The organism is Ligilactobacillus ruminis DSM 20403 = NBRC 102161 (genome assembly GCF_900113455.1).
GTDB lineage: Bacteria > Bacillota > Bacilli > Lactobacillales > Lactobacillaceae > Ligilactobacillus > Ligilactobacillus ruminis.
Genome location: NZ_FOPI01000016.1, coordinates 19,597 through 42,914, shown reverse-complemented (window position 1 = coordinate 42,914; position 23,318 = coordinate 19,597). Strand labels below are relative to the sequence as shown.

Sequence of the window (23,318 nt, the reverse complement as noted above, 5' to 3'; positions counted from 1 at the left end):
GGTTGTTGGATCTTCAGCTAATCGGCAGAAATGACGTTGATTGATTTGGAGAATGTATATGAAAGGAAGATAATGGCAATGATTGATAAAGATGTTGTTTCGGTTGAATACCATAGAACTGGGAATAGTACCAATACTGACAGACTCGGCATGCGTGACATGCAGGCAAGAGTATATGAGAAGAGGAATTCGAAGTATCTTCTTGTCAAGGCTCCTCCGGCATCCGGAAAGTCTCGGGCTCTGATGTTCGTTGCATTGGACAAGCTTGCCAATCAGGGAATCAAGAAGGTTATCGTTGCTGTTCCCGAACGTTCTATCGGCCGTTCTTTCAGGGATACTGACCTGACCAGTTTCGGCTTTTATGAAGACTGGAAAATCGATCCGCATTACGATTTGACGTCAGGCGGTGAAAAGAGCAATGTCATCCGCTTTGTGGAATTTCTAAATAATCCGGATGCCAGAATCCTTATCTGCACGCATGCAACGTTAAGATTTGCATATGAGGAAGTTGCGGATGATGCCAAATTTGATGACACGTTGATTGCCATTGATGAATTCCATCACGTTTCTGCGAATGACAATTCCGTTTTGGGAAATGCCTTGAAGAACATCATGCACAATTCAACAGCACATATTCTGGCGATGACCGGTTCTTATTTCCGTGGGGATTCACAGCCAATCCTGACCATGCAGGATGAACTTTTATTCGATAAGGTTAACTACTCCTACTATGAGCAGCTTGATGGATACAAGTACCTGAAGTCGTTTGGAATTGATTATAAATTTTATCAGGGTACATATCTGGATGCTTTGGATAAGGCAATTGATACCGATAAGAAGACAATCATACACATTCCAAATGTTAATTCTTCGGAATCAACCAAGGATAAGTATGAGGAGGTTGGGCATATCGAGGATGCCATCGGTGAATTCATGGAGAAGGATCCGGAAACGGGAATCGATTATATAAAGCGCAATGGTGACGGCAAGGTGTTGAAGGTTGCCGATCTTGTTACTGAAGAAGGACGTGAGAAAGTTCAGGAATATCTGCGCAATATGAATTCTGCTGATGACCTTGATATCATAATTGCTCTTGGAATGGCAAAGGAAGGATTTGACTGGCCGTGGGCAGAATATGCATTGACAATCGGATATCGTGGTTCGCTTACGGAAATAGTGCAGATTATCGGCAGGGTGACTCGTGACAGTGACAACAAGACTCATGCTCAGTTTACCAATTTGATTGCCAAGCCTGATGTAGATGATGATGACGTTACAGTTGCCGTTAATACAATTCTCAAGGCAGTCACGGCTTCATTGCTGATGGAGCAGGTAATGGCTCCTGAATTGAAATTGAAGAGCGGTGGAAACGGGACAAGGAAAAAAGGACCTTCTGCTATAGTTGACGGCACCGAAAATGAGGGGCCTTCTATTTCTGTAAAAGGATTGCGTGAACCATCGACACAGCGTACAAGAGATATTATTGAGAACGATCTTCCTGATTTGAAGGCTGCCATTTTGCAGGATAGCGATGTGCAGAAGGCCATTGTTGCAAATGTCAAACCGGAAATAATCAACAGGGATTTGATTCCTAAGGTGATTTTACAGCAGAATCCAGACTTGGATGATGAAGAGCTTGAAGATGTACGTCAATATGTAGTTGCCGAAATGAACTTGAAACAGGCGAAAAAAGAAGAGACAAGTGATGGATCTGGAAACGGCAAGCAATTCATAAGACTGGCAGATAAGTTCATCAATGTTGATGATCTTGACATTAATTTAATAGATTCAATTAACCCGTTCCAGCGTGCATATGAAATCATGTCAAGCAATATTGACAGCAAGGCATTTCGCCGGATTCAGCAGTCGATAGATGCAACCAAGTCGGAATTCTCAGAGGAGGAACTTTACGTTATTTATCCCAAGATTAAGGAGTGGGTATTGGCGAATCACAGGAAGCCAGGCAAGGATTCAAATGATGAAATTGAAGTCAGGTATGCTTATGCACTGGCGAAGCTTAGAGACTTGAAAGCACGGAAGAAGGCTCAAAATGGAAATTAAGGAATATCGAAGCATTGATGACATTCTGAATGATCCGGATTTAGATGATTTAATAGAACCTGTTGAAGAAAGTAAGAAACGGGTATCTGTAAATTATGATGTTAAGTCTTTACAGGAAATAGAGGAATGGGTCAGAAAAAACAATCGTATGCCGCAGAACAGCAGGAATGATCTCAAGGAGCGTAGCATGTATCACAAGCTGCTAGGACTGAAAAGGAAGGGCAACGAGCTTAAGGAGTACGATTCTCTGGGATTGCTGGTTGAAGAGGAATACACTGCTTATGACAAGTTGAAGGACGAAATCAAGAAGGATGTTAACGGGGGGGGCTTCAATTCGCTGGATGATGTTCTGAATGATGACTCTGTGTTGTTCGAAGATTTGGACGATGTTGATTCCGAGGAGATTAATTTTTTCAATACAACAAAGGTAACTCGCAAGCAAAGGAATGGTTCAGGCGCAAATGTCAAGAGAAATCAAGTGGACGATTTTTCGGAATACAAGAAGATGTTCAAGCAGGTTCAAAGGGAGCTTGCCAGCGGCTTGAGGAAGTTCATTCCCTTCAAGAACTATAACATAGTTCTTCATCATTATTATCTGTTGAAGAACCAGTTGATATACATTGAATCCTTTGGAGAAGATGTTCAAAAATATGATAGAAACAGAAAATATGACGACAGACGGGTACATGTTGTCTACGAGAACGGAACTGAGAATAATGTTTGGTATCATGGGCTGGGTGCTTCTCTGTATGGACGTGGAAAAGCCATTAGTGACATTGAAACCGGTGAGGTGAATTTAACGGGAGATGATTACAGGACCGGATATATTTATGTTCTGAAATCCTTGAGCGAAGATCCTCAGATAGCAAATATAAAATCACTTTATAAGATTGGTTTTACAAAAAACAGTGTCCGGCAACGTATTGCAAATGCTGAGAATGAATCCACATATCTTTATGCACCTGTTAAGGTCGTAGAGCAGTTTCAGGTAATCAATCTTGATCCTGGAAAACTGGAAACAACGATTCATCATGTGCTTGAAGATTATAAACTTGATATAAGTATCAAAGCTCCTAATGGAAAGGTGATAACACCCAGGGAATGGTTTGTAATTGACTTGCCTAAAGTCGAGGAAATAGTGAATGCTATTGTGACCAAATTGCAAAGTGAACAGTAGAAATAGATTGAGCTTTATGAGTTTACCGCTAAATTAATGCCATAATATGAATGGAAGCTAAAAGAACATTTAGATATTGATACTATCGTCCCCTCAAAAAAGCATCCCCACCCGGGATGCTTTTTCATTTTCCCATTCTTTACCCCGACTTGTTCAAATCCGCAAAAAAAGCCCCCGGCATGAACACCGGAGACTATTTGGCGGGTCATCGAGCGTAGACTTGTACGCTCACCTTGTCCCACCGGTAAGGCTAATATTATGCTAACACATTTTCTGTATAATTAAAAGCTTTTTTCAGCAAAATCATAGGGGCTGGTCACTGAGCTTGCCATTCTTCCTTACTCATTATCGTCCCAATCCTCCCCCAGCTCCCTCAGTTGCTCAGTTACCTTGTCTAGCCTTGCCTGAAGTTCGTCACGTCTGCTCCTGTAGCCGGCAAGGGCGGCCTTGATCTCGGCGATTCTTCCGGGAAGGCGGGAGGCAATGCCCTCGATGTAGTAGTCGTAGTAGGAGAGGACGGTTTCGTCGGAGATTACGGGATGAGACGAATTGCCGCTCAGGGCGTCGGTGTGGCTTCTGTATTCTTCTTCTGGCGTCGGAGGTGCGGGGGAGGCCGGCTTTTCAGGTTTCTTCGGCGGATCGGCGACGAAGACGGAGAAGAACTTGATCAGGCAGCCGATAATCAGCAGGGTGACGAAGAAGATGAACAGTACGGTCAGCAATGTTTCAATTGAGCAATTGAATACGAATGCCATGAAGATGAATGCAGTGATGAAGACGAAGGCCGCCGTAAAAAGCGTCAGGCAGCCGCCTTCATAGCCGGCCGCAAACCAGATCAGGGGTAAAAGTCCCGCCATAATCAGGAAGTCGCCGAATCTTTCGGTGGCTTCACTGCTGATGGGAGTTGCCATGAATTCTGCCAGGCGCTCCCTGAATGACTTGTTTTCTTCGCGCTTTCTTGCTTCCAGTTCTTCCTGCAGGGCCTTATTCTGCGCCTTCCTTCGCTCTTTTTCTTCCTTTCTGCGCAGTTCCGGCAGGTGTCTTTTCAGGTCGTATTCCTCGAAGGCGTGCTCGAATGAGCGGAAGTCCCTGAGAAATTCCTCGTGCGAGTAGAAGTACGGCATTCTGACGCTGAAGCGGGTGTAGCCGTCTATGTACAGTCTGAAGGTGAAGTCCTCGTCGTGCATCCCTTGGTAGTCCGGCATGCTGTCGTCGTCAATCATCTTCTGGAACACGTCCTGCCAGTTGAAGTGGAGACCGTCGAAGTTACCGTAGCCGGTGAAGGTGTAGTTTTTCCGGCCGTATTCGTCCAGGGCGAGGTACGGCTGAACCCTGGCCAGGTTGTCTTCTCCTTCTTCAAGGAGTTGGGTGAAGTTTCTGATGAAGCTTTTCTGTTCGTCGATTCTTTTTTCAAGCTTTCTCCTCTTCTTCTTCAGCAGCGATATTTCTGCTTCGCTTGTCATTTCGGTCACTTCCCGGGTGAATTTATCTGATGTCATTGTAGCACTGAATGGAGGTCAGGGGAACCATTCAGGGACCGGAGCCCCTGCATTTCCGGAAATGGGGAAAACGGGCGCGGACGGAATGGTAATCGGAGGGGGCAGGGAGATGGTATACCGGTGGTATTGAATGTGGGGTGAGAAAATGGAACCGAGAATTCTCGATGCGATTCAGAGGCTGAATAATCCGGCGCTGGACTGGTTCATGTGCTTCATCACGGGCTTTGGCAACTTCGGAGTGTTCTGGCTGCTGGTCGCGGTGGTGCTGATGGTGATTCCGAGGACGAGGAGAATCGGGGTGACGGTCTTCATCGGGTTGCCGTTGTGTGGCTGCTGTGCGGCGTCCTATCAGCGCCGTCTGCGCAGATTCGTGTATGCATATGGCGTCAAGGGAGGAAGCGTTTTGCCGATGAAACTTATTAAGTCATAAAAAGAACAAATAAAACACATATTACAAGCTACCAAGAGATAAAAATGATATATATTTATAAAATATATTAAAAAAGAGCTGCTAAAGGATTGCGATTTTAAATGGTTATTTGCGCTTTTAAGAATTGTGGGGGGGATTACCAGTGAGAGTTGACATGAGCGAGGTTGCGGAGACCTTGAATCATCTGAAGAAGCAATCGGAGAAATTGCCGGAAGGTACGACGATTCGGTGGAAAGGCTTGGAAGCTATGCTGTAGTGGAAGAAAGGAAGATGATTCAGGCCGCGGAGAACAAGGTGAAGGACGACAGGTCATATCGAAAATGACGTTTGCAATTATGTCGATGAATGGCGAATCAGCAAATGTAGTTCAAAGGGGTGAAATTTGGAGGAAATATAGCGAAGGGAAGGAAACTCAGGCAAAGGCACGGGAAGTTCCATGGACTGAAAGCTGACATTCTGCTGTAAAGGACCGTATCCGGAATCGTGCCGGACCGGTCTTTTTGTGTATGTCAGAGATAACAGCTGATTCAAAGCTCTGCATTTTACAGTTGACCTCAAAAATGAAATCGCATACAATGAAGGACGGCGGGGTAGAAGATGCCCTGCGAAATCTCCTTAGGAGGAATTAACATGACTGATACAATGGAAGAAGTACTTGAAATGAGGCGCATGTGCAAGAAGAACGACGATGCGCGCGATGCCGGACTGCCACGCGAAGTTCCCGGCGTAAGGAGAATCGATGACCTGAGCTACGGCCCTGACCCGAAGTGGCGCCTGCTTGACCTGTACCTGCCGGAGAACGTGGAAGGCAAGATTCCCGTCATCATCAACGTTCATGGCGGCGGCTACTGCTACGGAACGAAGGAGACATACCAGTTCTACGGACTGAACCTGGCTGCGCACGGCTTTGCCTTCGTCAACCCGAACTACCGCCTCGCTCCGGAAGTGGTGTTCCCGGGCGAACTTGACGACGTCGACCGCTACATGCACTGGGTCAGCGACCACGCTGACGAGTACGGCCTCGACAGGAACAATGTCTTCATCGCCGGCGATTCGGCCGGCGGTCAGATGGCAGAGCAGTACATCGCAATTCTGACCAACCCCGAATACCGCAGCATGTTCGGTTACGAGCCCGTTGACTTGAAATTCAGAGCCGCTGCCCTGAACAGCGGTGCGTTCTTCCTCTTGGACCCCGGCATGATTGCCGGCACGCTGAATGCATACTTCCCGAAGGACATTGTTGAGAAGGACAGAAGGAGAATTTCAGCCGAGGACTACATCACGGAAGACTTCCTGCCCTGCTACCTCTCAACGGCCAATGAGGACTTCATCCACGACCAGACCATCAAGCTTGACGGCTTTCTGACCGCCCGCGGCGTTGAGCACGTCTGCAGGTCATACGGCGACAAGGACAACCCTCAGCCGCACGTCTTCCTGATGAACCAGAAGGACGAAACCGCAAGGCAATGCAATGAGGACGAGGTGGAATTCTTCAGAAAGCATATGGGATAAGGTGTAACCCAGTTATGTAAGGTGTGAAGCCGAGCGGTTAGTCCCAAAGCACCAGGACTGCTTGAACGCCGGCAGGCTTGACCTGCCAAGTGAGAGTTTTTTAGGTGGAATGGTCAGACGGACGACCACTGCAGGGGAAGCGAGTATGTAATTGCCGCCTTACCGTTGACTTTCAGTCATGAATCGCCGGGGGTGCCTTGCGTGTCTGCAGGGTGCTTTTTTTATTGGCGTAAATGAGATCTGATTGAATCAGACAGAAAGGAGGGGCTTTCATGCTGCTTTATTCAACAGTTCTTGAAACGAGAGACATTGCGGAGGATGACTTAATCAGGCTCGTCATCCGCTGCAATCAGGAGAATCCGTATCCGGAAAACGTCATCCGCAACCTGAAGTGGAACGGGGAGAGGAACGTCCGTTACGGAGAGAAGAAGGCCGCAAACGGTGCGGTCTGGGACACGGACTATGTGATGGACTTTGCGGCAAACCGGATTTCGGTCCAGCTCGAGCGCAGCTACACGGAGGGTGCGTCGCTTGACAACCAGTGCTTCACGACGCCGCACTTCATCTCGATGCTGATAAGTTCCGGATACCTTGCCGACGACAACGGGCTGCCTGTGTTGAATGCAGAGCTGGAAACCTCAAAGGAAAATGCCGCAACTCTTGTGTCTGCAGTCACATTTGAACAGAGCTACCGGCTACCGGTGGTGTACATTTCAAAAAGAGACGGTAAGAAGCTGCCGTTTGACGTCAGGATGCTCTGCAGCAGGCTGAAGGGCAATGCGCACGTCATCGTGGCCAGAAACAGGAAGTTCTCGAAGAAAGACGTCGGAGAAGTACGGCTGCGTCCTTGAGCGCAACGGGGATGCGGGAGTGTATTTTCCAAACGGAACGCACATGAGAATTCCGGCGGGAAGGAAGACTGACGAGAGGATTGCGACGGAAGTGCTGAAGTACATGGCGCTGCAGAAGCTGCCGGAGCTTTGCACGTGGCAGGACGTGGCGAATGCGCTGATGCTTGAGCGGATCGGCGAGCAGAAGGAGGAAGTCAGGAAGGCACTGCTTGAAAAGGAGAAGGCCGAAGGAGAAATCAGGGAGTACTTCGACGAGTTAGATGCGGACAACGAGAAGTTGAAGCTGAGAATAGAGGAACTAATGCAGAGAAACACCAGACTTGAGGCGGAAGTCAACGGACTGCGCACAAGACTCAGCAGCAGCGGTCAGGTGCCGGTTCTGTTCGGCGGAAAGGAGACCGACCTTTATCCGGGCGAAATCAGCGAGATGGTCCTTGACGCCGGAGCGACGGGCTCGAGCGGACCCGTGGCGAAGGGCACCGCGCCGACGTCTACGGCGACATCCTGCAGTCCAACGGCTATGCGAACCTGCGCAGGAAGCGGCAGGCGGAGGTCAAGCGGATCTTCACCGGCGACGGCAAGCACTACAAGCTTGCCTATTACGGTGACCCCCGCTACGTCCGGGCGATCTCGAAGACCGGAAGCGACCGGCGCGAAGGCGCAAACATCGCGGCAGACATTAATGCGACGATGATGTAGAAGGGAATTTTCTGAAGACCCCCTCCAGCGTGACCTTGGCAAAGATAATGAATAACGTTCGTGTTTTACTTGGCTTGCCGGACCTTCGTGGCGTATGCGGGTAGATGCAAATTTCAGGCTTTGCTTTTCAGCATCATGGAAATTAAAAGTTTTGATGAACTTTTTGAAAAAACACGATATGGTGGTTGCTGGTTCTGGCAGATGTGCTAGAATAATATGAAATATAGCGTTTCTTGATGATAAACTCAATCTATTAATGTATACGAACCTATGTATACCGGCTTAATTTAGTTGGAAGAAACTCTTTTTTTACCCTAAAGGGGCATCCTCGCCCCTTTAGGGTAAAGTTTTTTGCAAAACAAGTGTCTTGTCACCTGTAAACGACAGTGTTATAATGGGCGAGAATATAACAACAGCTTGATTGACATAGAGCTGCGCAATGGCGGAAATCTATGTCAGCAGAGAATAACAGAGGTACGTGCAATGACAATCAGTGAAGAGATAGAACAGTTAAAGAAAGAAAAAGATGCCGTAATTCTGGCACATTATTATGTGAGACCGGAAGTACAGGAGATTGCAGATTATGTAGGAGATTCTTTCTACTTAAGCAAAGTTGCAGTTGGACTGAAAGAGAAAACAATCGTATTTTGTGGTGTTTCATTTATGGGTGAGAGTGCGAAAATCCTTAATCCTGAGAAGACAGTGCTTATGCCGGATATGGCAGCAGATTGTCCAATGGCACATATGGCATCAGCAGATACAATCGAGAAAATTCGTTCTGAGTATGATGACCTTGCTGTTGTCTGCTACATCAATTCAACAGCAGAACTGAAAAGACATTCTGATGTCTGTGTAACTTCATCCAATGCAGTAAAAATCGTAAAATCACTCCCAAATAAGAACATTTTCTTTATCCCGGATCGTAACCTTGCACATTACATCGCAGGATTGGTACCGGAAAAGAACTTTATATATAATGAAGGATTCTGTGTTGTGCACGAACATATGGAGCTTGAAGAAATCAAAGCAGCGAAAGAAGCACATCCGGAAGCAGAGGTTCTTTCACATCCGGAATGTCCGGCAAAAGTTTTGGAACTCTCTGATTTTGTCGGAAGTACTTCAGAAATTATTGCTCAGGCAGGAAAATCAGATGCGAAAGAATTCATCATCTGTACAGAAAGCGGAGTTCTGTATGAACTTCAGAAGAGAAACCCTGAAAAGAAATTCTACTTTACAAAGACAACTCCGATTTGCAAAGATATGAAGAAAGTTACGCTTGAAAAAGTACTTCATGTATTAAAGACGGGTGAGAATGAAGTGTTCGTAGATGATAAGCTTCGTGAAGAATCCAAGAAGCCGTTGGAGAGAATGTTGGAGTTGGCTAAGTAAACAGAGGTCAGATAGGATTGACGGCAATCGAAAATCACAGAAAATGTGAATCAAAGCGACAGACGCTGTCGGAATGGAGATATTTATTATGAAAATGGAAGCAGATACAGTCATTGTCGGAACAGGTGTCGGAGGACTTTTCAGCGCACTTTGCCTTCCAAGAGATCAGAAGATCATTATGATTACAAAGTCAGATTTAGAGAGCAGTGATTCATTCCTGGCTCAGGGAGGAATCTGTATGCTGCACGACAAGGATGACTATGATAGTTACTTTGAAGATACAATGAAAGCGGGACATTATGAAAACAGAAAAGAATCTGTTGATATTATGATTCGCAGTTCAAGAGAAATTATCCAAGACCTGATCGATTACGGAGTGGATTTCCAGAAACAAGATACAGATGATCATGAAAATAAAGCTGCAGGTAAAGATGGAAATGCAGAGATTCAGGATATTTATGCATTTACTCGCGAGGGGGCACATTCTCGGCCAAGAATTTTGTTCCATGCAGATATTACCGGGAAAGAAATTACAAGTAAACTTCTCGCACAGGTAAAACATCTTTCAAATGTAACACTGCTTGAATATACAACGATGACAGATATTATTGTAGAAAATGAGGAATGTAAAGGAATTCTTGTGCAGGATAAAGAAGGAAATGAATTCGAGATCCATGCAGAGAATACGATCTGGGCGAGCGGTGGAATCGGTGGACGTTATAAACATTCGACAAACTTCCCGCATTTGACAGGAGATGCACTTGCAATTTCTGAAAAACACGGAATTCGTCTGGAACATCTGGACTATGTACAGATTCATCCGACAACGTTGTATTCAAAGAAACCAGGCAGACGTTTCTTGATTTCCGAGTCTGTTCGAGGAGAAGGTGCAGTTCTTCTCAACAGCAAGAAAGAACGTTTTGTAAATGAACTTCTTCCGCGAGATGTTGTGACAAAGGCAATCAGAGAAGAGATGGAAAAGGAAGGCACGGATCATGTCTGGTTGTCCATGGAGAAGCTTGGAAAAGAAACAATCATGGGTCATTTCCCGAATATTTATCAGCATTGCCTGGAAGAAGGATATGATGTGACAAAAGAATGTATTCCGGTTGTTCCGGCACAGCATTATTTCATGGGAGGAGTCTGGGTTGATTCAGACAGCAAAACATCCATGGAACATTTATATGCAGTAGGAGAGACAAGCTGCAACGGCGTGCATGGTGCGAACCGTCTGGCAAGCAACTCGCTTCTGGAGAGTCTTGTATTTGCAAAACGTGCAGCAAATAAGATTTCCGGAGCAGAGAATGAAGTAAAAGTGCGTGAAATGTAAACATAGTTATGGTAAAAAAGATAAAAGCAGGAGAAAGATGATGAACGATATTACAATGACGCTTCAGGCAGATCATTTGATCCTTGAAGCGCTCAAAGAAGATATTTCAAGCGAAGACGTAACAACAAATTCCGTTATGAAGGATTACGTGAAAGGTGAAGTAGAACTGATCTGTAAGCAGGACGGAGTGATTGCTGGACTGGAAGTATACCGCAGAGTATTCGAACTGTTAGATGCAGATACAAAGACAGAACTGTACTGCAAAGACGGAGATGAAGTAAAAAACGGGCAACTGATGGGAAAAGTAACGGGAGATATTCGCGTACTTCTTTCCGGTGAGCGCGTAGCATTGAACTACCTTCAGAGAATGAGCGGAATCGCAACGTATACGCATTCTGTTGCAGGACTTCTTGAAGGAAGCAAAACAAAACTTCTTGATACAAGAAAGACAACGCCAAACATGAGAATCTTTGAGAAATATGCAGTTCGTGTTGGTGGTGGTTACAACCATAGATATAATCTTTCCGACGGAGTGCTCCTGAAAGATAACCATATCGGAGCAGCAGGAGGCGTAAAGAAAGCTGTTGAGATGGCAAAAGACTATGCCCCATTTGTAAGAAAAATCGAAGTTGAAGTTGAGAATCTTGAAATGGTAAAAGAAGCAGTAGAAGCCGGTGCAGACATCATCATGCTTGATAATATGTCAACAGAAGAGATGCAGGAAGCAATCAAGATCATTGACGGAAGAGCCGAGGTAGAATGTTCCGGAAATGTAACAAAAGAAAATATCGGACGCCTGACAGCTCTTGGTGTTGATTATATTTCCAGCGGTGCCTTGACACATTCTGCACCGATACTTGATATCTCTATGAAAAATCTTCACGCTGTAGAGTAAATGTGACGATAAAATAACAATTACAAGTAGAGATTTCAATTTAGAAAGGAAGCGGCATGATGACAGGACCAGAGAGAAGAACTGACATTATAAATCAGATAAAGACAAGCTCAGTGCCGGTACCGGGAAAGGCACTGGCTGCGCATTTTGGAGTAAGCCGTCAGGTAATCGTGCAGGATATTGCGCTCATTCGTGCCGCAGGACACGATATTATCTCTACGAACAGAGGATATATTTTGCACGAATCACATTTAGTGGAAAGAACCTTCAAAGTGAAGCACACCGATGAACAGATCAAGGACGAGCTTTACGCAATCGTAGATCTCGGCGGAAGAGTTCGTAACGTGATGGTGAATCACAGAGTCTACGGACATATTGAGGCCACACTAAATATCAATTCCAGACGAAGAGCAGCAGAATTCATTGATGATATCAGAAGCGGAAAATCAACTCCATTGAAAAATATCACATCCGATTATCATTATCATGTGGTAGAAGCAGATAGTGAAAATACATTGGATATGATCGAAGAAGCGCTGAAAAAGAAAGGTTTCTTGCTGGAACAAGAAGAGTGGGAGAAGGAGCTTTTTCAAAATAGAGATTTATCGTAGAGATTCTTTTTCGAGTTCGGAAGAAATCATACTAATGAAAACAAAGTAAGAAAATATTTTCTGGGAAAATCAAAGCATGATTTTAAAATAAATCTTCTTATCATCGGGCGGAAGGTGATGGGGAGATTTTTATTTGCGTTATTCTTAAAATGTGAAGTGCATATGAGTTTAAAAGTAACTTGAAGCTAAGACGTCAATTTTTTATTGACTTTGACGAAAAGAATGAAAAAATATATAATTCAATTCATGAATTATATTAAGTATTTTAGTTGACAATTTTACTAACATTAAATATTTGGAGGATATATTAATGGCAAAGAAAGAAGTGAATACCGACCTGTGGGTTGCATCTCAGCTCAAAGAGTGTGGTATTTCTTATGATGCGCAGGGAAGCAATGTAAAAGAACTTGACGAAACTTTAAAAACAGCATCGAAGCGCGGAACTGGTAAGGCTGGTTATCCCGAGTATGTGTCTGTCGTAGATGATTATGTGATTGTCATCTAGGACAAGGCCGACCTTGATAAACAGGAGAAGTTGATAAAGGAAGGTATTATTGATGTTGATGTCAAGGCAGTGACGGATTATGCGGTTAACGGGGCATATTTCTATGCGAAGCACATCGCTCAAAACAGTTCGTTTAAGAAGGTATTTGCTGTTGGCGTATCTGGCAACGAGAAACATCATGAGATTACACCGCTATACGTTGATGACCGCGAGGGATATAAGGAACTACCGAACCTTGAATCGTTCGTGTCATTCTCGCCTAATAACATTCGAGAGTATTACACGCGTTATGTTCTGGAGGAAGAGACCGATGTTGAGAAGACTACGGAGCAGATTCTAAAGGACGCGGCCGAGCTACACGAGTACCTGCGCACGTATGGGACGCTGAAGGACCAAGACAAGCCGCTTGTCGTTGCAGGTATTCTGCTTGCGCTTGATGAAATTGAGTATGGCGGTTTAAGTATCAACAGCCTGACCGGTGACCAGACGCCGGGAATGCGCGATGGCGACAAGCTGATGAATGCTATCAAGGGACGTCTGACGCGTTCGAACGTTGGCCCGGATGCGAAGAAGGACAAGCTGCTGTCAGAGTTCTCCATCATCCAGACAAGTTTCCGTTTGAACGAGAAGAACGATACGCTCGGAAAGACGCCGTTCAAGTACTATACGGAGTTCTTGAACGAGAAGGTGTTCAAGAACATCAAATACCAGAAGACGAGCGAGGACTTCATCGGTCGTTTTTACGGCGAATTCATGAGTTATTCCGGTGGCGACGGTCAGACGCTCGGCATCATTTTGACGCCCCGTCACATCTGCGATTTGATGTGCGAGCTGGTGGATGTTCAGCCGAACGATACCGTACTCGACCCGACGTGCGGAACGGCAGGATTTCTGATTTCTGCGATGCATCGCATGCTGTCTATGGCCGATTCTGACCAGCAGCGCAAGAATATCAAAAAGAAGCAACTTCACGGGTTCGAGCTTCAGAGCAATATGTTCGCCGTGGTATGCGCAAACATGATTCTGCGCCGTGACGGTAACAGTAAACTTGAGTGCTGCGATTTCCTCGCAAAAAATCCGGCGAAAGTGCAGCTGAAAGGTGCGACAGTCGGTCTCATGAATCCGCCATACTCGCAGGGCACGCAAGCAGCCCCCGAGCAGTATGAGCTTTCGTTCATTGAGCACCTGCTGGATTCCCTGACAGTCGGAGCACGTTCCGCAGTCATTGTTCCGCAGTCCTCCATGACTGGCAAATCGAAAGCTGAGAAAGCGTTCAAGAAGAACATTATGAAGAATTACACGCTGGAAGGCGTCATCACGTGCAACACGGATACGTTCTACGGCGTGGGAACGAACCCGGTTATTGCTGTGTTTACGGCTCATGAGCCGCACGATGCTGATAAGATGTGCAAATTCATCGACTTCCGTGATGATGGGTACGAGGTGCGCGCACATGTCGGTCTTGTCGAGGGTGATTCTGCAAAGGATAAGAAGCAGCACCTGTTGGACGTTTGGAATGGACGCGCTGAAGCACCGTCGAAGTTCTGCGTTGAGTCTACGGTGAAACCCGAGGATGAGTGGCTGCACAGTTTCTACTACTTCAACGATGAGATACCGACCGATTCCGACTTCGAGAAGGCCATCGGTGACTACCTGACATTCGAGTTCTCGATGGTCATGCAGAATCGCGAGTACCTGTTCGAAGAAGGGGGGGCTGATGATGAAGAAACTGAGTGAGAATACGTGGAATGCATTTAGTGTTGATTCATTGTTCCCTGTGATTGAAGCAACCAAAGGAAAGACAACAGCAGGTTTGGTTGACGGCGATAGGCTTCCTTATATTGCGGCAGCGAAATCTATAATAGGTTGTAAAATATGTTCTGCTGAAGCTAACGGAGAATGGGCTTCTGATGGGAATGGAATGGTCTTTGTACAGATTGGAGATGGTGCCGCTGGGCTTGCGCATTATGTGCCAATATCTTTTATTGGTATGTCTGGGAAAACTTCAGTTGGGTATTCCGAATGTCTTAACGTTTACAACGGATTGTTTATAGAGCGATGTCTTTCATCAAATAAAGCGTTTTTTTCTCATGGCCATAGCTGGACTGGCAAGAGATTGGCAAAGACAAAGGTCATGCTCCCTGTTGACAATGACGGTGAGCCTGGCTATGCGTATATGGCGGAGTATGCACAGCAGAAGCGTGATGCGATGCTTGCTAAATATCGTGCCTATGTCGAAGCGCGCATTGCGGAACTGGGCGAATACGTTGAGATTCCGAAGCTGGATGAAAAAGAATGGAAAGAGTATGCACTTGAGAAGCTATTTTCTGTTAGTGCAGGTAAGCGCTTGACAAATGCAGATAAGATTGATGGTAATAGGCCGTTTATCGGTGCAACTGACAATAGCAATGGCATCACAGGGTTTGTTGGCAACAGCAACTCATCTTGTGACAAGAATATACTGGGTGTGAACTATAACGGTGCACCTTGCATTGCTTTTTATCACCCATATGAATGTATTTTTACGGATGATGTAAAACGTCTTCATCTACTTCACCATGAAGATAACGAATACGTACTGTTGTTCTTCAAGACAATTGTTATGCAACAACGAACCAAGTATAGCTATGGCTATAAGTTCAAGGAAAAACGCATGCTCAGGCAAAAGCTAATGATTCCTATTGACGATGACGGCAAGCCTGATTACGAATACATGGAGCAATACGCCAAGAACATGATGCTCAGGAAGTACGAGCAGTATCTAACATTTCTGAGAGGGAAGGAGTAAAAATCATGAATGGGTTGAGCCTTATCCAAGAAGCTGCACTTGCCTATGCATGGATGAATCAAGATTCAAACACAAGGGATTTTACAAACCTTGGAATTTCAGAGGCATTCATTGCCTTGAAAAATCAAAGGATGATTGAGATGCAGACAGACTGGGAGCATAGCCTTGTTATGTTCCAGTCAATGCTTCCGGCAGGTTCGGAACACTACGATAAAGCACGAAAAGCTAGAAGATGGTTCAAACCAGTAAGTGATGAAGCCGATGGTCTGATGATGTATCTCGCTGTGCAAGATGAAGAAAAAAGGAAGTCCGAAGATAGACATGCATTCGTGTCAGTTGATTTTGACAAGGATACGTACTATTCAGAACTTTCACGGTGTGGGTTGCTGAATGTACAATGGGCAGATGATTCGCCATATTTGGTCACAGTGACGGATGAAGGACGCATATATGCCAATGGATGGTTCCAAGAACGAATGGATGAAAGAATTCAGAGTATAAGTGTTGCGCCAGTCATAAATAACAACGTTTCTGCAAAGGCAAATGCAGAAGCAGAGATAGGGGATGTGACCATAGGCGCAACAGTGGGGGCGCTTCTCGATCTCGATATAGAGCAGAAGTTGAAGGACGATGCCCAAGAGGCTGTAAAAAATCTTGAAAAAGCGGCGAAAGACAAAAACAAGGAGAAGTTTGCTGAAAAGCTAGAGAAGGTGGCATCTATCGCCAAGAGTTCGGCGGAAATCGCAAGCATTGTACTTCCGTTTGTTCAGATAGCCATCAAGTCACTGATTGGTTAGCCATAGTTAAGTGAAAAACTCAAACATAAACACAGGAAACAAAGAAGAAAAAGAGTTCCTATTGCTATACCCGTGTGAGTACGGGGACGCAGGTTGACGCTTTTTCGTTGGATGAGCAGTGAGATTCACTTTTATTGTGCGGACACCGAGCTGATATATCCGCCTATTTCGGACGAAGGTTGTAGTGAGAAGTAAATTGAGGGATGCACCAAGTTCAAGCGGATGCTCAGGTAAATCAAGGATGGATCGTATGTCGATTACGTCATGTCTTCAAACGGTTCTGGTTCAGAATCATCGTTGCCACTGAGGGCATTAGGATGATATGGACGGTCTAGACATGACGAGCATCATGGGCTGTTGATACCGCAAAGTGATATATAAGAAACACATGCTCAGCAAGTGGGCAAATTACAGCGAGTAGGAGATATGCAAAAAATACATCGAGAGCGTTGAGATATTATCCGACACAAGGAAGGACAAACTAGTGGTGAAGCTGATTTTCTTCAAGTTTCCCTTCGATGATTATGGCGAACCTGATTGCGACTATATGAAGCAGTATGTCAAGAATATGATTATGCAAAAGTACAAGCAGTATCTGGAATTTTTCGATAATCGTGAGGAGGTAAAATAGGTAATGTGTGATAAATCATTTACGTGGATATCGTTGCCGACAGAAAATTATATGTTGCTTCTCGGTAAGTCATTATCCGTTTTTAGTTCAAACAATGGATTTATAATTGAAAACATTCTGCACACTGACAATTCCTATTCGTGGGATGAATTGACTGACAAAGAATCGGGACGGCTGATCGCTGACGTGGATAAGACGATTACGAAAAAAGCTGGTCCGAATATTGCAAAGAAGTTCGGTAAAATAGTAGAGATGAGGAACCGTATTATTCATGGGTTTCGTATTACATCAACTGATGGTGAACAAATTCTTGCGACCAAGGAACGTGGCACAGGTAGACAGTTTTATATTACGGAGGAGTATATGCGTCAATTTATCATTTTGAACTGTGAGTTGTCGGATATGTTGCATAAATATCGAGGATATTGATTGCTGCACCTAATATTTAGACGAACTTTTGAATAAGGATGGTATGGAGAAAAAACAAAATAAGAAGTTGTTCGGATATGTTCCTAATCTTAACGGCATTGTAGGTCGTTGGTTGCTACTCGTTGGACGATGTGATGTTTGAAATGTAGGTTATTAGACATCAATTTTTGAAGCACAAAACTTTGCGTTGGTCGTTAGGATTATAGAGAAAAAGCTCGTCGGTCAGATTGTATTTCCGATTTTGTGGCCTTTGAAGAATATTCTTGTGTATTTATTATCGTCAGATGGTTTAATTTCCGATATAACCATATTGAAGGTTCAAGGATCAACTGTCAATTGCACTGCAATTTGGTCTTACGAACCTCTGCATTGCTTTAATAATATCCTCTCTCAATATACTCACTCCTAAAATTATCAATAAAGGGAGTATACAAAAAATGTGAGCAATTCGACAATTTTAAACCGACGATTTCCTACATTTTACAACCGCTCTCTACAACATCCTACCGAACGTAAAACATAAAAAGAATGCTCCAACAACAAATATCCATCTTGTTGCTGGGGCATTTTATAATATTTGAGCGTATCGATTTTCAAGTGTTGTATTTAAAATATTTTCCACATTTAATCATATAGCCTACCGACTCACTGAGAAAAAATTTACCTATCAGGTAAATTTTGTTTTTGACAGATAGACGTTCCTGTGCTATAGTAAATTTACCTAACAGGTAAATTCATAAAGCAGGTGATGCTTTGGAAATTACGTACAGAAATAAGAAACTCGAAAAGGTTTGTACGAATGCAAAATTTGCGAAGAAAGAGTATGGCAATGAAATGGCTGATAAAATACATCAGCGCATAGATCAAATATCAGCTTCTGATACGGTAGAGATGATGGTGCAATTTCACATTGGACGATGCCATTCCTTGACTTCAAACAGGAAGGGACAGTATGCCATGGATTTGGTTCATCCGAATAGACTGGTCTTTGAAAAACAAGGAAATGAAATTCAGATTGCCAATATTTTAGAAATAGTTGATTATCATTGAATTGATGAAACATGGTGAGGAGGTAGTCGTTACTATGGTGAGGAGTCGTAGCTATATTGCAACGCCACCTGGAGCAACAATCAAAGAACAATTAAATGACAGAGGAATGAGTCAAAAGGAGTTTGCGGTCAGAATGGACATGTCGGAAAAACATATCAGCAGGCTTATAAATGGCGAAGTGGCACTTACTCCTGAAACTGCATTGAAGTTGGAAATGGTTTTAGGAATTCCGGCAAAGTTCTGGAATAATCTTGAGGCGATATACCGTGAGAAGATCGTTAAGGCAGAAGATGAAAATGCAAAAGATGCAGATGCTGAAATAGCCAGGAATTTCCCTTACAGTGAAATGGCAAAATTAGGCTGGGTTCCTGAAACCAGAAAAGTTAGTGAGAAAGTATCTTATCTTAGGAAATATTTTGGTGTCGTAAGTCTTGCGTTGCTTGAAAACAAACAGATTACAAGAATTGCATGCAGGAGACTTGCAATTACGGAAAAAAGCGATTTGACCTTGATGGCATGGGCTCAAGAAGCAAAGATAGAAGCATGTCATGTTCAGACTTCCCCAATCAATATAAAGAAGCTGATTTCAGAGATGCCTGAGATACGAAAGATGACTTTGCTTAAACCGAAAGAATTTTGTCCGCTGTTACGGAGTGTTTTGAACGAGTGTGGGATAGCCCTGGTGTTTCTTCCGCATCTAAAAGGATCCTTCTTGCACGGTGCTACTTTTTGGGATGGTAAAAAGATTGTTGTCGGAATGACGGCAAGAGGGAAGGATGCTGACAAATTTTGGTTCAGCTTATTCCATGAATTGGCGCATATTGTTCTTGGTCATATAGGTCAGCCGAACGGAACGACTGAAGATGACGAGAAAAAAGCTGATATGTGGGCCAGAGACATTCTTATACCGAACGATGATTTTGAAAGATTTAAGAACGGGAATGATTATTCAGAGAAAAGCGTGCTCCAATTTGCTCAAAAGCAAGGAATTGCTCCAGGGATTGTCGTCGGAAGGATGCAGGTTGAAGGTATTATAAGATTCAATATGTTGAATAATTTGAAGGAAAAATATGTAATAGCTTGATGCTGTCAGAAGAACTAGTCAACTCCCGATTTGTGCAAATTATTTCTTCTTCCAGGCACTGATTGAGCTGGCGCTTTATTTGGCAAAATCTCTTTTGCTTACGGGCGAATCATCAAAAATGGGCCTTTGGCCGTAATCCTTACTTGGCGCAATGATTGCTCATTCGATGCGCATCACTGCATTTGGCAAAAGAGTCTCACATATGAAAAAATGCCGGACAAAGTCATTCGCAAGTTGAACGTTTTGCCAAGCAATCATCTTCAAGAATGTCAGAAATTTTGAGCTCGTCAAGCGAATCATAGAATTGATTCAGTCCGTGTTCATTATCATGACTTCCATTCAAGTTGAAAATCAGATATGATCTTGTAAAATGCAGTGCAGAAAATGTTGATTGAAGCTCTGCATTTTTCAATGGACTAAAACTTAAATTGAATATATAATATAAACGTTTTCGACGGTAAAGAGCAGGAAAGATGGATAGCGAAATTTTAAAAATCTGTTTGGAATGCAGAAAATAAAAGAAAGAAGAAAAAGCATTGGAAATTGAAATCTTAAATCTGATTCAACATTTGAGAACGCCTTTTTTAGACGAGGCGATGCGATTTGTCACAAGCCTTGGAAATTTTTCGATAGCATGGGTAATGCTTGCGCTGGTTTTGATTTTGATTCCCAAAACAAGAAAGATCGGCTTGGCGGTAATGGTGGCCGTGATTTTGGATTCGGTTTTGTGCAACGTTATTTTGAAAAATATTTTTCTAAGGCCAAGACCATGCGATGTGAATACTGCGATCAACCTGTTGATTCCAAGGCCTTTAGGGTATTCTTTTCCTTCGGGACATACGTCGGCATCTTTTGCGGCGGTGTCCGCACTCTATTTTTCGGGTGAGAATAAAATTTGGAAGGCAGCGCTTGCATTGGCAATTTTGATCGCATTTTCGCGGATGTATCTTTACGTTCATTATCCGACCGATGTTCTGGGAGGAATTTTGGTCGGCATCTTTTGCGGGTATGTCGGAAAAATCTGCGTGGAGAGAATTTTGGGTCAAACGTCCAAATTTTGATAAGGATTTTTCATAAAACGGGAATTTTGTAAAATTTGCAAAATGCGAAATAAACATACGTAATCTTAGAAGCTCGAGACTAGGCATAATTAAACGGGGCGTTTGCTTGATGCGGGGTCATTAAGAAGCGAACATAACAGGGAAAATGCTTATGCTGCAAAAAAGGAGCAATCAATTATAAACGTGAGCACGCATAAAAATTTTAGCCGGTTTGGAGGAAGGTTCAAGTTTTTGGGTCAGGGATTCCTGGCCTTTTTTTGCTGATAAATGCAGTAAATTCGGTTTTGCAATTTATTTCAAAGTAGGATATGCTTGTGCCAGGGATGGTGATCAAAATGGCAGAATTCAAATATGAAATCATTGAACATCTTGGCGTTGTTTCCAAAAGTCCAAAGGGGTGGACAAAGGAACTGAACAAAATTTCATGGAACGGTGGCACTCCCAAATACGACATTCGCGATTGGGCACCTGAACATGCGAAGATGGGCAAGGGCATAACCTTGTCTGATGATGAGCTGGAGAAGCTGAAACAGCTTCTGCAAAAGCTATGACTAAAACTAAAAACCCGGATGAGAATTGCAATTTTCATCCGGGTTTTTGCGTATGCGTATCCCCTGCTATATGGAAATAAGCCAAAAATTCTGTTTTTATGTCCATGTATCAAAACGTCAAAAAAGAGGATATTATATGTAACCGAGGATTGCTTTCCGTGGAAAAATTTCAGAAATCGTCATTTTGCCCTCGACTCCTTTTTGTACGCAAAAAAATGGATGATTCGCAATAAATCGCAAATCATCCGAGTTTTCAATCTGAGGCATCGTTTTTTCTCAGCCTCTTTTTTCTCAGAGGTTATTTATCAATGCTGATAATCTTTCTGCATATCAGCGACTTTTTGAATCAATTCCTGGCGCTTTTCGTCATCGTTTCTGAGCGTATAGGATACGCCGTAAGTGACGATTTTGCCGGAATAATCGAGTCCCGTCAATTTAGCGGTTAATTCTAACGATGCGGACATCAGTAGCCGAGTTTTTCCTTCAGCCTTTCAACGAAGAGGTAAGCTGCGGGACAGTAGAGCGTGTTTTGAATCGTCAAATGGTTGATCTGATAGATCTTTTTGCGATCCGTGTGCGGAAACTCGCGACATGCCTTGGGACGAATCGGGTAAATCGTGCAAAGGTTGTCTGAGCCGAGAAACGGACACGGCATGCATTTGAAAACTTTGTCGCCGTCCTCGTCGACGCGAAGGTATGCATCTTCAAAATGACCGAGGTGCATTCTGAAAGCCTTGGCGATTCTTTCAATATCCGCCTCGGTGAACAACGGCCCCAGATCTTTGCAGCAGTTGGCGCATTTCGTGCAGTCAACGACGTCAAAAATTTCCTGGTGCGTTTCTTTGACGATTTTATCGAGGTGCTTAGGTTTCTTCTTTCGCAAAGTCGCAAGAAATTTTTCGTGCTCCTGATGTTTTTGTTGTGCAAGGTCATGATAGTATTTTATATCAACCATGCCGTCTTTTGTTTTGATTGTTTCAAAATCTTCTTTTGACATTGTCTTGGCCTTTCTTGTTTTAGTCAACAATTTCAATTATAGCACCAGGGTCAACTTTTTGCGGACGTTGTCTGATGAAAAATGCAGAGCTTTGAGGCTGCGTGCACTGTATTTTGCAAAACTGTCTTCGTCTTGGCAAAGCACCGCTATGCATATTGTGATTAGCATGGGAATCAGTTTAATCGGCCTGGCGGCATCCGAAGATTCGATTACGGAACTGCTTGAAATGTAGCAAGACTACCTGATTGATCAGGCAAAAGTCAAAAAGTCGTTCAAGCAGGGAAGACCTTGAGCAAAGACGTCGTCAAACTTTCTGATGCTATTCATATTAAGAACTCAGAAAGGATTTCTGACCAGTTGTGTTTTGAAATCAACCAACTATCGCAGACCCAGTGAAACTATTATCTGCTTTACAACGTGCTTGCGGAAAAAGGCGTGCGCATTTTTGAATGGAAGCCTGGTTTTTGCACGCCAAAATGAGCGTGGCAGACGATCGCCTGGCGACGTGCGGAACGATTAATCTTGATTACCGCAGCTTGTATCATCATTTTGAAAATGGATGTTTTATGACGGACGTGCCGGCCGTTCTTTCGATTAAGGAAGATTTTGACGAAACGTTCAAGCAGTGTCGCGAAGTTACTGAAAAGTACAGCGTCAAGTGGAGCGCGCCTCATCGCCTGAGTCGAATGATCATGCGTTTGTTTGCGCAATTGTTATAGTTATGAAAAGGCTTTTCCTGTATTTTCGGCGTGCGGGGAAAATCTTTGTTATTTGAAAAATGCAGTATCCGCATCACGCTGACGGCGGTCGGGTTGAGCAGATTCGCAGCTGTTTGGCAAGCCCGCGATTCGCAACGCTGGATTTGGCAAAAGTTTCAATTACGGGCAAAACGTGGAAAACTGGGATTTGCCCGTAAAATGAGACGGGCGGTTACGGGCAAAACGTGAAAAACAGGGATTTGCCCGTAAAAC

The 23,318-nt window shown here is 44.0% G+C and carries 24 protein-coding genes; 21 read left to right on the top strand and 3 right to left on the bottom strand.

Annotated elements, in window-relative coordinates; genetic code table 11:
- Positions 1 to 78 precede the first annotated feature (78 nt).
- Both BMZ95_RS05975 and BMZ95_RS05970 read left to right on the top strand, forming a co-directional pair.
- Complete coding sequence (locus tag BMZ95_RS05975; protein ID WP_046922347.1) at positions 79 to 2,061, top strand: DEAD/DEAH box helicase; 1,983 nt, start codon at positions 79 to 81, stop codon at positions 2,059 to 2,061.
- Positions 2,051 to 3,238, top strand: a complete 1,188-nt coding sequence (locus BMZ95_RS05970; protein WP_046922325.1) for a GIY-YIG nuclease family protein — start codon at positions 2,051 to 2,053, stop codon at positions 3,236 to 3,238. The genes BMZ95_RS05975 and BMZ95_RS05970 overlap by 11 nt, the downstream gene beginning before the upstream one ends.
- 338 nt (positions 3,239 to 3,576) lie before the next feature.
- On the opposite strand, the gene BMZ95_RS05965 is transcribed toward BMZ95_RS05970, so the two are convergent.
- A complete protein-coding gene (locus BMZ95_RS05965; RefSeq protein ID WP_046922326.1) occupies positions 3,577 to 4,701 on the bottom strand; it encodes an ABC transporter permease in 1,125 nt (374 codons plus the stop codon).
- A gap of 181 nt (positions 4,702 to 4,882) precedes the next feature.
- On the opposite strand from BMZ95_RS05965, the gene BMZ95_RS05960 reads away from it, so the two are divergent.
- From BMZ95_RS05960 to BMZ95_RS05880, 18 genes are all read left to right on the top strand, one after another.
- The gene (locus BMZ95_RS05960; RefSeq protein ID WP_046922327.1) at positions 4,883 to 5,167 is read left to right on the top strand and encodes a hypothetical protein; all 285 of its coding nucleotides are present in this window, start codon (positions 4,883 to 4,885) and stop codon (positions 5,165 to 5,167) included.
- 630 nt (positions 5,168 to 5,797) lie between these two features.
- Positions 5,798 to 6,679: an alpha/beta hydrolase gene (locus BMZ95_RS05955; protein ID WP_046922328.1), complete on the top strand. Its 882-nt coding sequence runs from the start codon at positions 5,798 to 5,800 to the stop codon at positions 6,677 to 6,679.
- 272 nt (positions 6,680 to 6,951) lie between these two features.
- The gene (locus BMZ95_RS11465) at positions 6,952 to 7,530 is read left to right on the top strand and encodes a hypothetical protein (RefSeq protein ID WP_074786503.1); all 579 of its coding nucleotides are present in this window, start codon (positions 6,952 to 6,954) and stop codon (positions 7,528 to 7,530) included.
- Between the two features lie 43 nt (positions 7,531 to 7,573).
- A complete protein-coding gene (locus tag BMZ95_RS11460) occupies positions 7,574 to 8,224 on the top strand; it encodes a coiled-coil domain-containing protein (protein ID WP_164477217.1) in 651 nt (216 codons plus the stop codon).
- 488 nt (positions 8,225 to 8,712) lie between these two features.
- Entirely contained in the window at positions 8,713 to 9,618 is a 906-nt protein-coding gene (nadA, locus tag BMZ95_RS05940) for a quinolinate synthase NadA (protein WP_046922329.1), read from the top strand.
- Positions 9,619 to 9,712: 94 nt separating this feature from the next.
- On the top strand, positions 9,713 to 10,948 hold the full coding sequence (locus BMZ95_RS05935) for an L-aspartate oxidase (RefSeq protein WP_225354917.1): 1,236 nt from the start codon (positions 9,713 to 9,715) through the stop codon (positions 10,946 to 10,948).
- Between the two features lie 40 nt (positions 10,949 to 10,988).
- A complete protein-coding gene (nadC, locus tag BMZ95_RS05930; RefSeq protein WP_046922331.1) occupies positions 10,989 to 11,843 on the top strand; it encodes a carboxylating nicotinate-nucleotide diphosphorylase in 855 nt (284 codons plus the stop codon).
- Between the two features lie 56 nt (positions 11,844 to 11,899).
- Entirely contained in the window at positions 11,900 to 12,454 is a 555-nt protein-coding gene (locus BMZ95_RS05925; protein ID WP_080927201.1) for a transcription repressor NadR, read from the top strand.
- 310 nt (positions 12,455 to 12,764) lie between these two features.
- On the top strand, positions 12,765 to 12,959 hold the full coding sequence (locus BMZ95_RS11455) for a hypothetical protein (RefSeq protein ID WP_225354916.1): 195 nt from the start codon (positions 12,765 to 12,767) through the stop codon (positions 12,957 to 12,959).
- Between the two features lie 30 nt (positions 12,960 to 12,989).
- Positions 12,990 to 14,696: an HsdM family class I SAM-dependent methyltransferase gene (locus BMZ95_RS05920; protein WP_225354915.1), complete on the top strand. Its 1,707-nt coding sequence runs from the start codon at positions 12,990 to 12,992 to the stop codon at positions 14,694 to 14,696.
- Positions 14,677 to 15,747: a restriction endonuclease subunit S gene (locus BMZ95_RS05915; protein WP_049780068.1), complete on the top strand. Its 1,071-nt coding sequence runs from the start codon at positions 14,677 to 14,679 to the stop codon at positions 15,745 to 15,747. Before BMZ95_RS05920 ends, BMZ95_RS05915 begins: the two co-directional genes overlap by 20 nt.
- A 5-nt stretch (positions 15,748 to 15,752) precedes the next feature.
- Positions 15,753 to 16,544, top strand: coding sequence for a hypothetical protein (locus tag BMZ95_RS05910; protein WP_046922332.1), 792 nt, complete (start codon positions 15,753 to 15,755; stop codon positions 16,542 to 16,544).
- Between the two features lie 484 nt (positions 16,545 to 17,028).
- Positions 17,029 to 17,175 carry a hypothetical protein gene (locus BMZ95_RS11145; protein ID WP_155400498.1) on the top strand — a complete coding sequence of 49 codons (147 nt, stop codon included), beginning with the start codon at positions 17,029 to 17,031 and terminating at the stop codon, positions 17,173 to 17,175.
- A 3-nt stretch (positions 17,176 to 17,178) separates the two neighbouring features.
- Positions 17,179 to 17,604: a hypothetical protein gene (locus BMZ95_RS05905; RefSeq protein WP_014073077.1), complete on the top strand. Its 426-nt coding sequence runs from the start codon at positions 17,179 to 17,181 to the stop codon at positions 17,602 to 17,604.
- Between the two features lie 753 nt (positions 17,605 to 18,357).
- The gene (locus BMZ95_RS05900) at positions 18,358 to 18,654 is read left to right on the top strand and encodes a type II toxin-antitoxin system RelE/ParE family toxin (protein WP_014073078.1); all 297 of its coding nucleotides are present in this window, start codon (positions 18,358 to 18,360) and stop codon (positions 18,652 to 18,654) included.
- Positions 18,641 to 19,738 (top strand): HigA family addiction module antitoxin, encoded by a 1,098-nt coding sequence (locus BMZ95_RS05895; RefSeq protein ID WP_196776579.1) that lies wholly within the window; start codon positions 18,641 to 18,643, stop codon positions 19,736 to 19,738. The genes BMZ95_RS05900 and BMZ95_RS05895 overlap by 14 nt, the downstream gene beginning before the upstream one ends.
- 536 nt (positions 19,739 to 20,274) lie before the next feature.
- Positions 20,275 to 20,799: a phosphatase PAP2 family protein gene (locus tag BMZ95_RS05885; RefSeq protein WP_046922334.1), complete on the top strand. Its 525-nt coding sequence runs from the start codon at positions 20,275 to 20,277 to the stop codon at positions 20,797 to 20,799.
- A 335-nt stretch (positions 20,800 to 21,134) separates the two neighbouring features.
- Positions 21,135 to 21,350, top strand: a complete 216-nt coding sequence (locus BMZ95_RS05880) for a YdbC family protein (RefSeq protein ID WP_046922335.1) — start codon at positions 21,135 to 21,137, stop codon at positions 21,348 to 21,350.
- A gap of 305 nt (positions 21,351 to 21,655) precedes the next feature.
- Here BMZ95_RS05880 and BMZ95_RS11135 read toward each other — a convergent pair whose 3' ends face one another.
- Together BMZ95_RS11135 and BMZ95_RS05870 are read right to left on the bottom strand one after the other, a co-directional pair.
- Positions 21,656 to 21,814 carry a hypothetical protein gene (locus tag BMZ95_RS11135; RefSeq protein WP_155400499.1) on the bottom strand — a complete coding sequence of 53 codons (159 nt, stop codon included), beginning with the start codon at positions 21,812 to 21,814 and terminating at the stop codon, positions 21,656 to 21,658.
- Complete coding sequence (locus tag BMZ95_RS05870; RefSeq protein WP_014073085.1) at positions 21,814 to 22,305, bottom strand: YkgJ family cysteine cluster protein; 492 nt, start codon at positions 22,303 to 22,305, stop codon at positions 21,814 to 21,816. Before BMZ95_RS05870 ends, BMZ95_RS11135 begins: the two co-directional genes overlap by 1 nt.
- 491 nt (positions 22,306 to 22,796) lie before the next feature.
- On the opposite strand from BMZ95_RS05870, the gene BMZ95_RS05865 reads away from it, so the two are divergent.
- Positions 22,797 to 23,066 carry a phospholipase D-like domain-containing protein gene (locus BMZ95_RS05865; protein ID WP_046922336.1) on the top strand — a complete coding sequence of 90 codons (270 nt, stop codon included), beginning with the start codon at positions 22,797 to 22,799 and terminating at the stop codon, positions 23,064 to 23,066.
- The last annotated feature ends 252 nt before the right edge of the window (positions 23,067 to 23,318 follow it).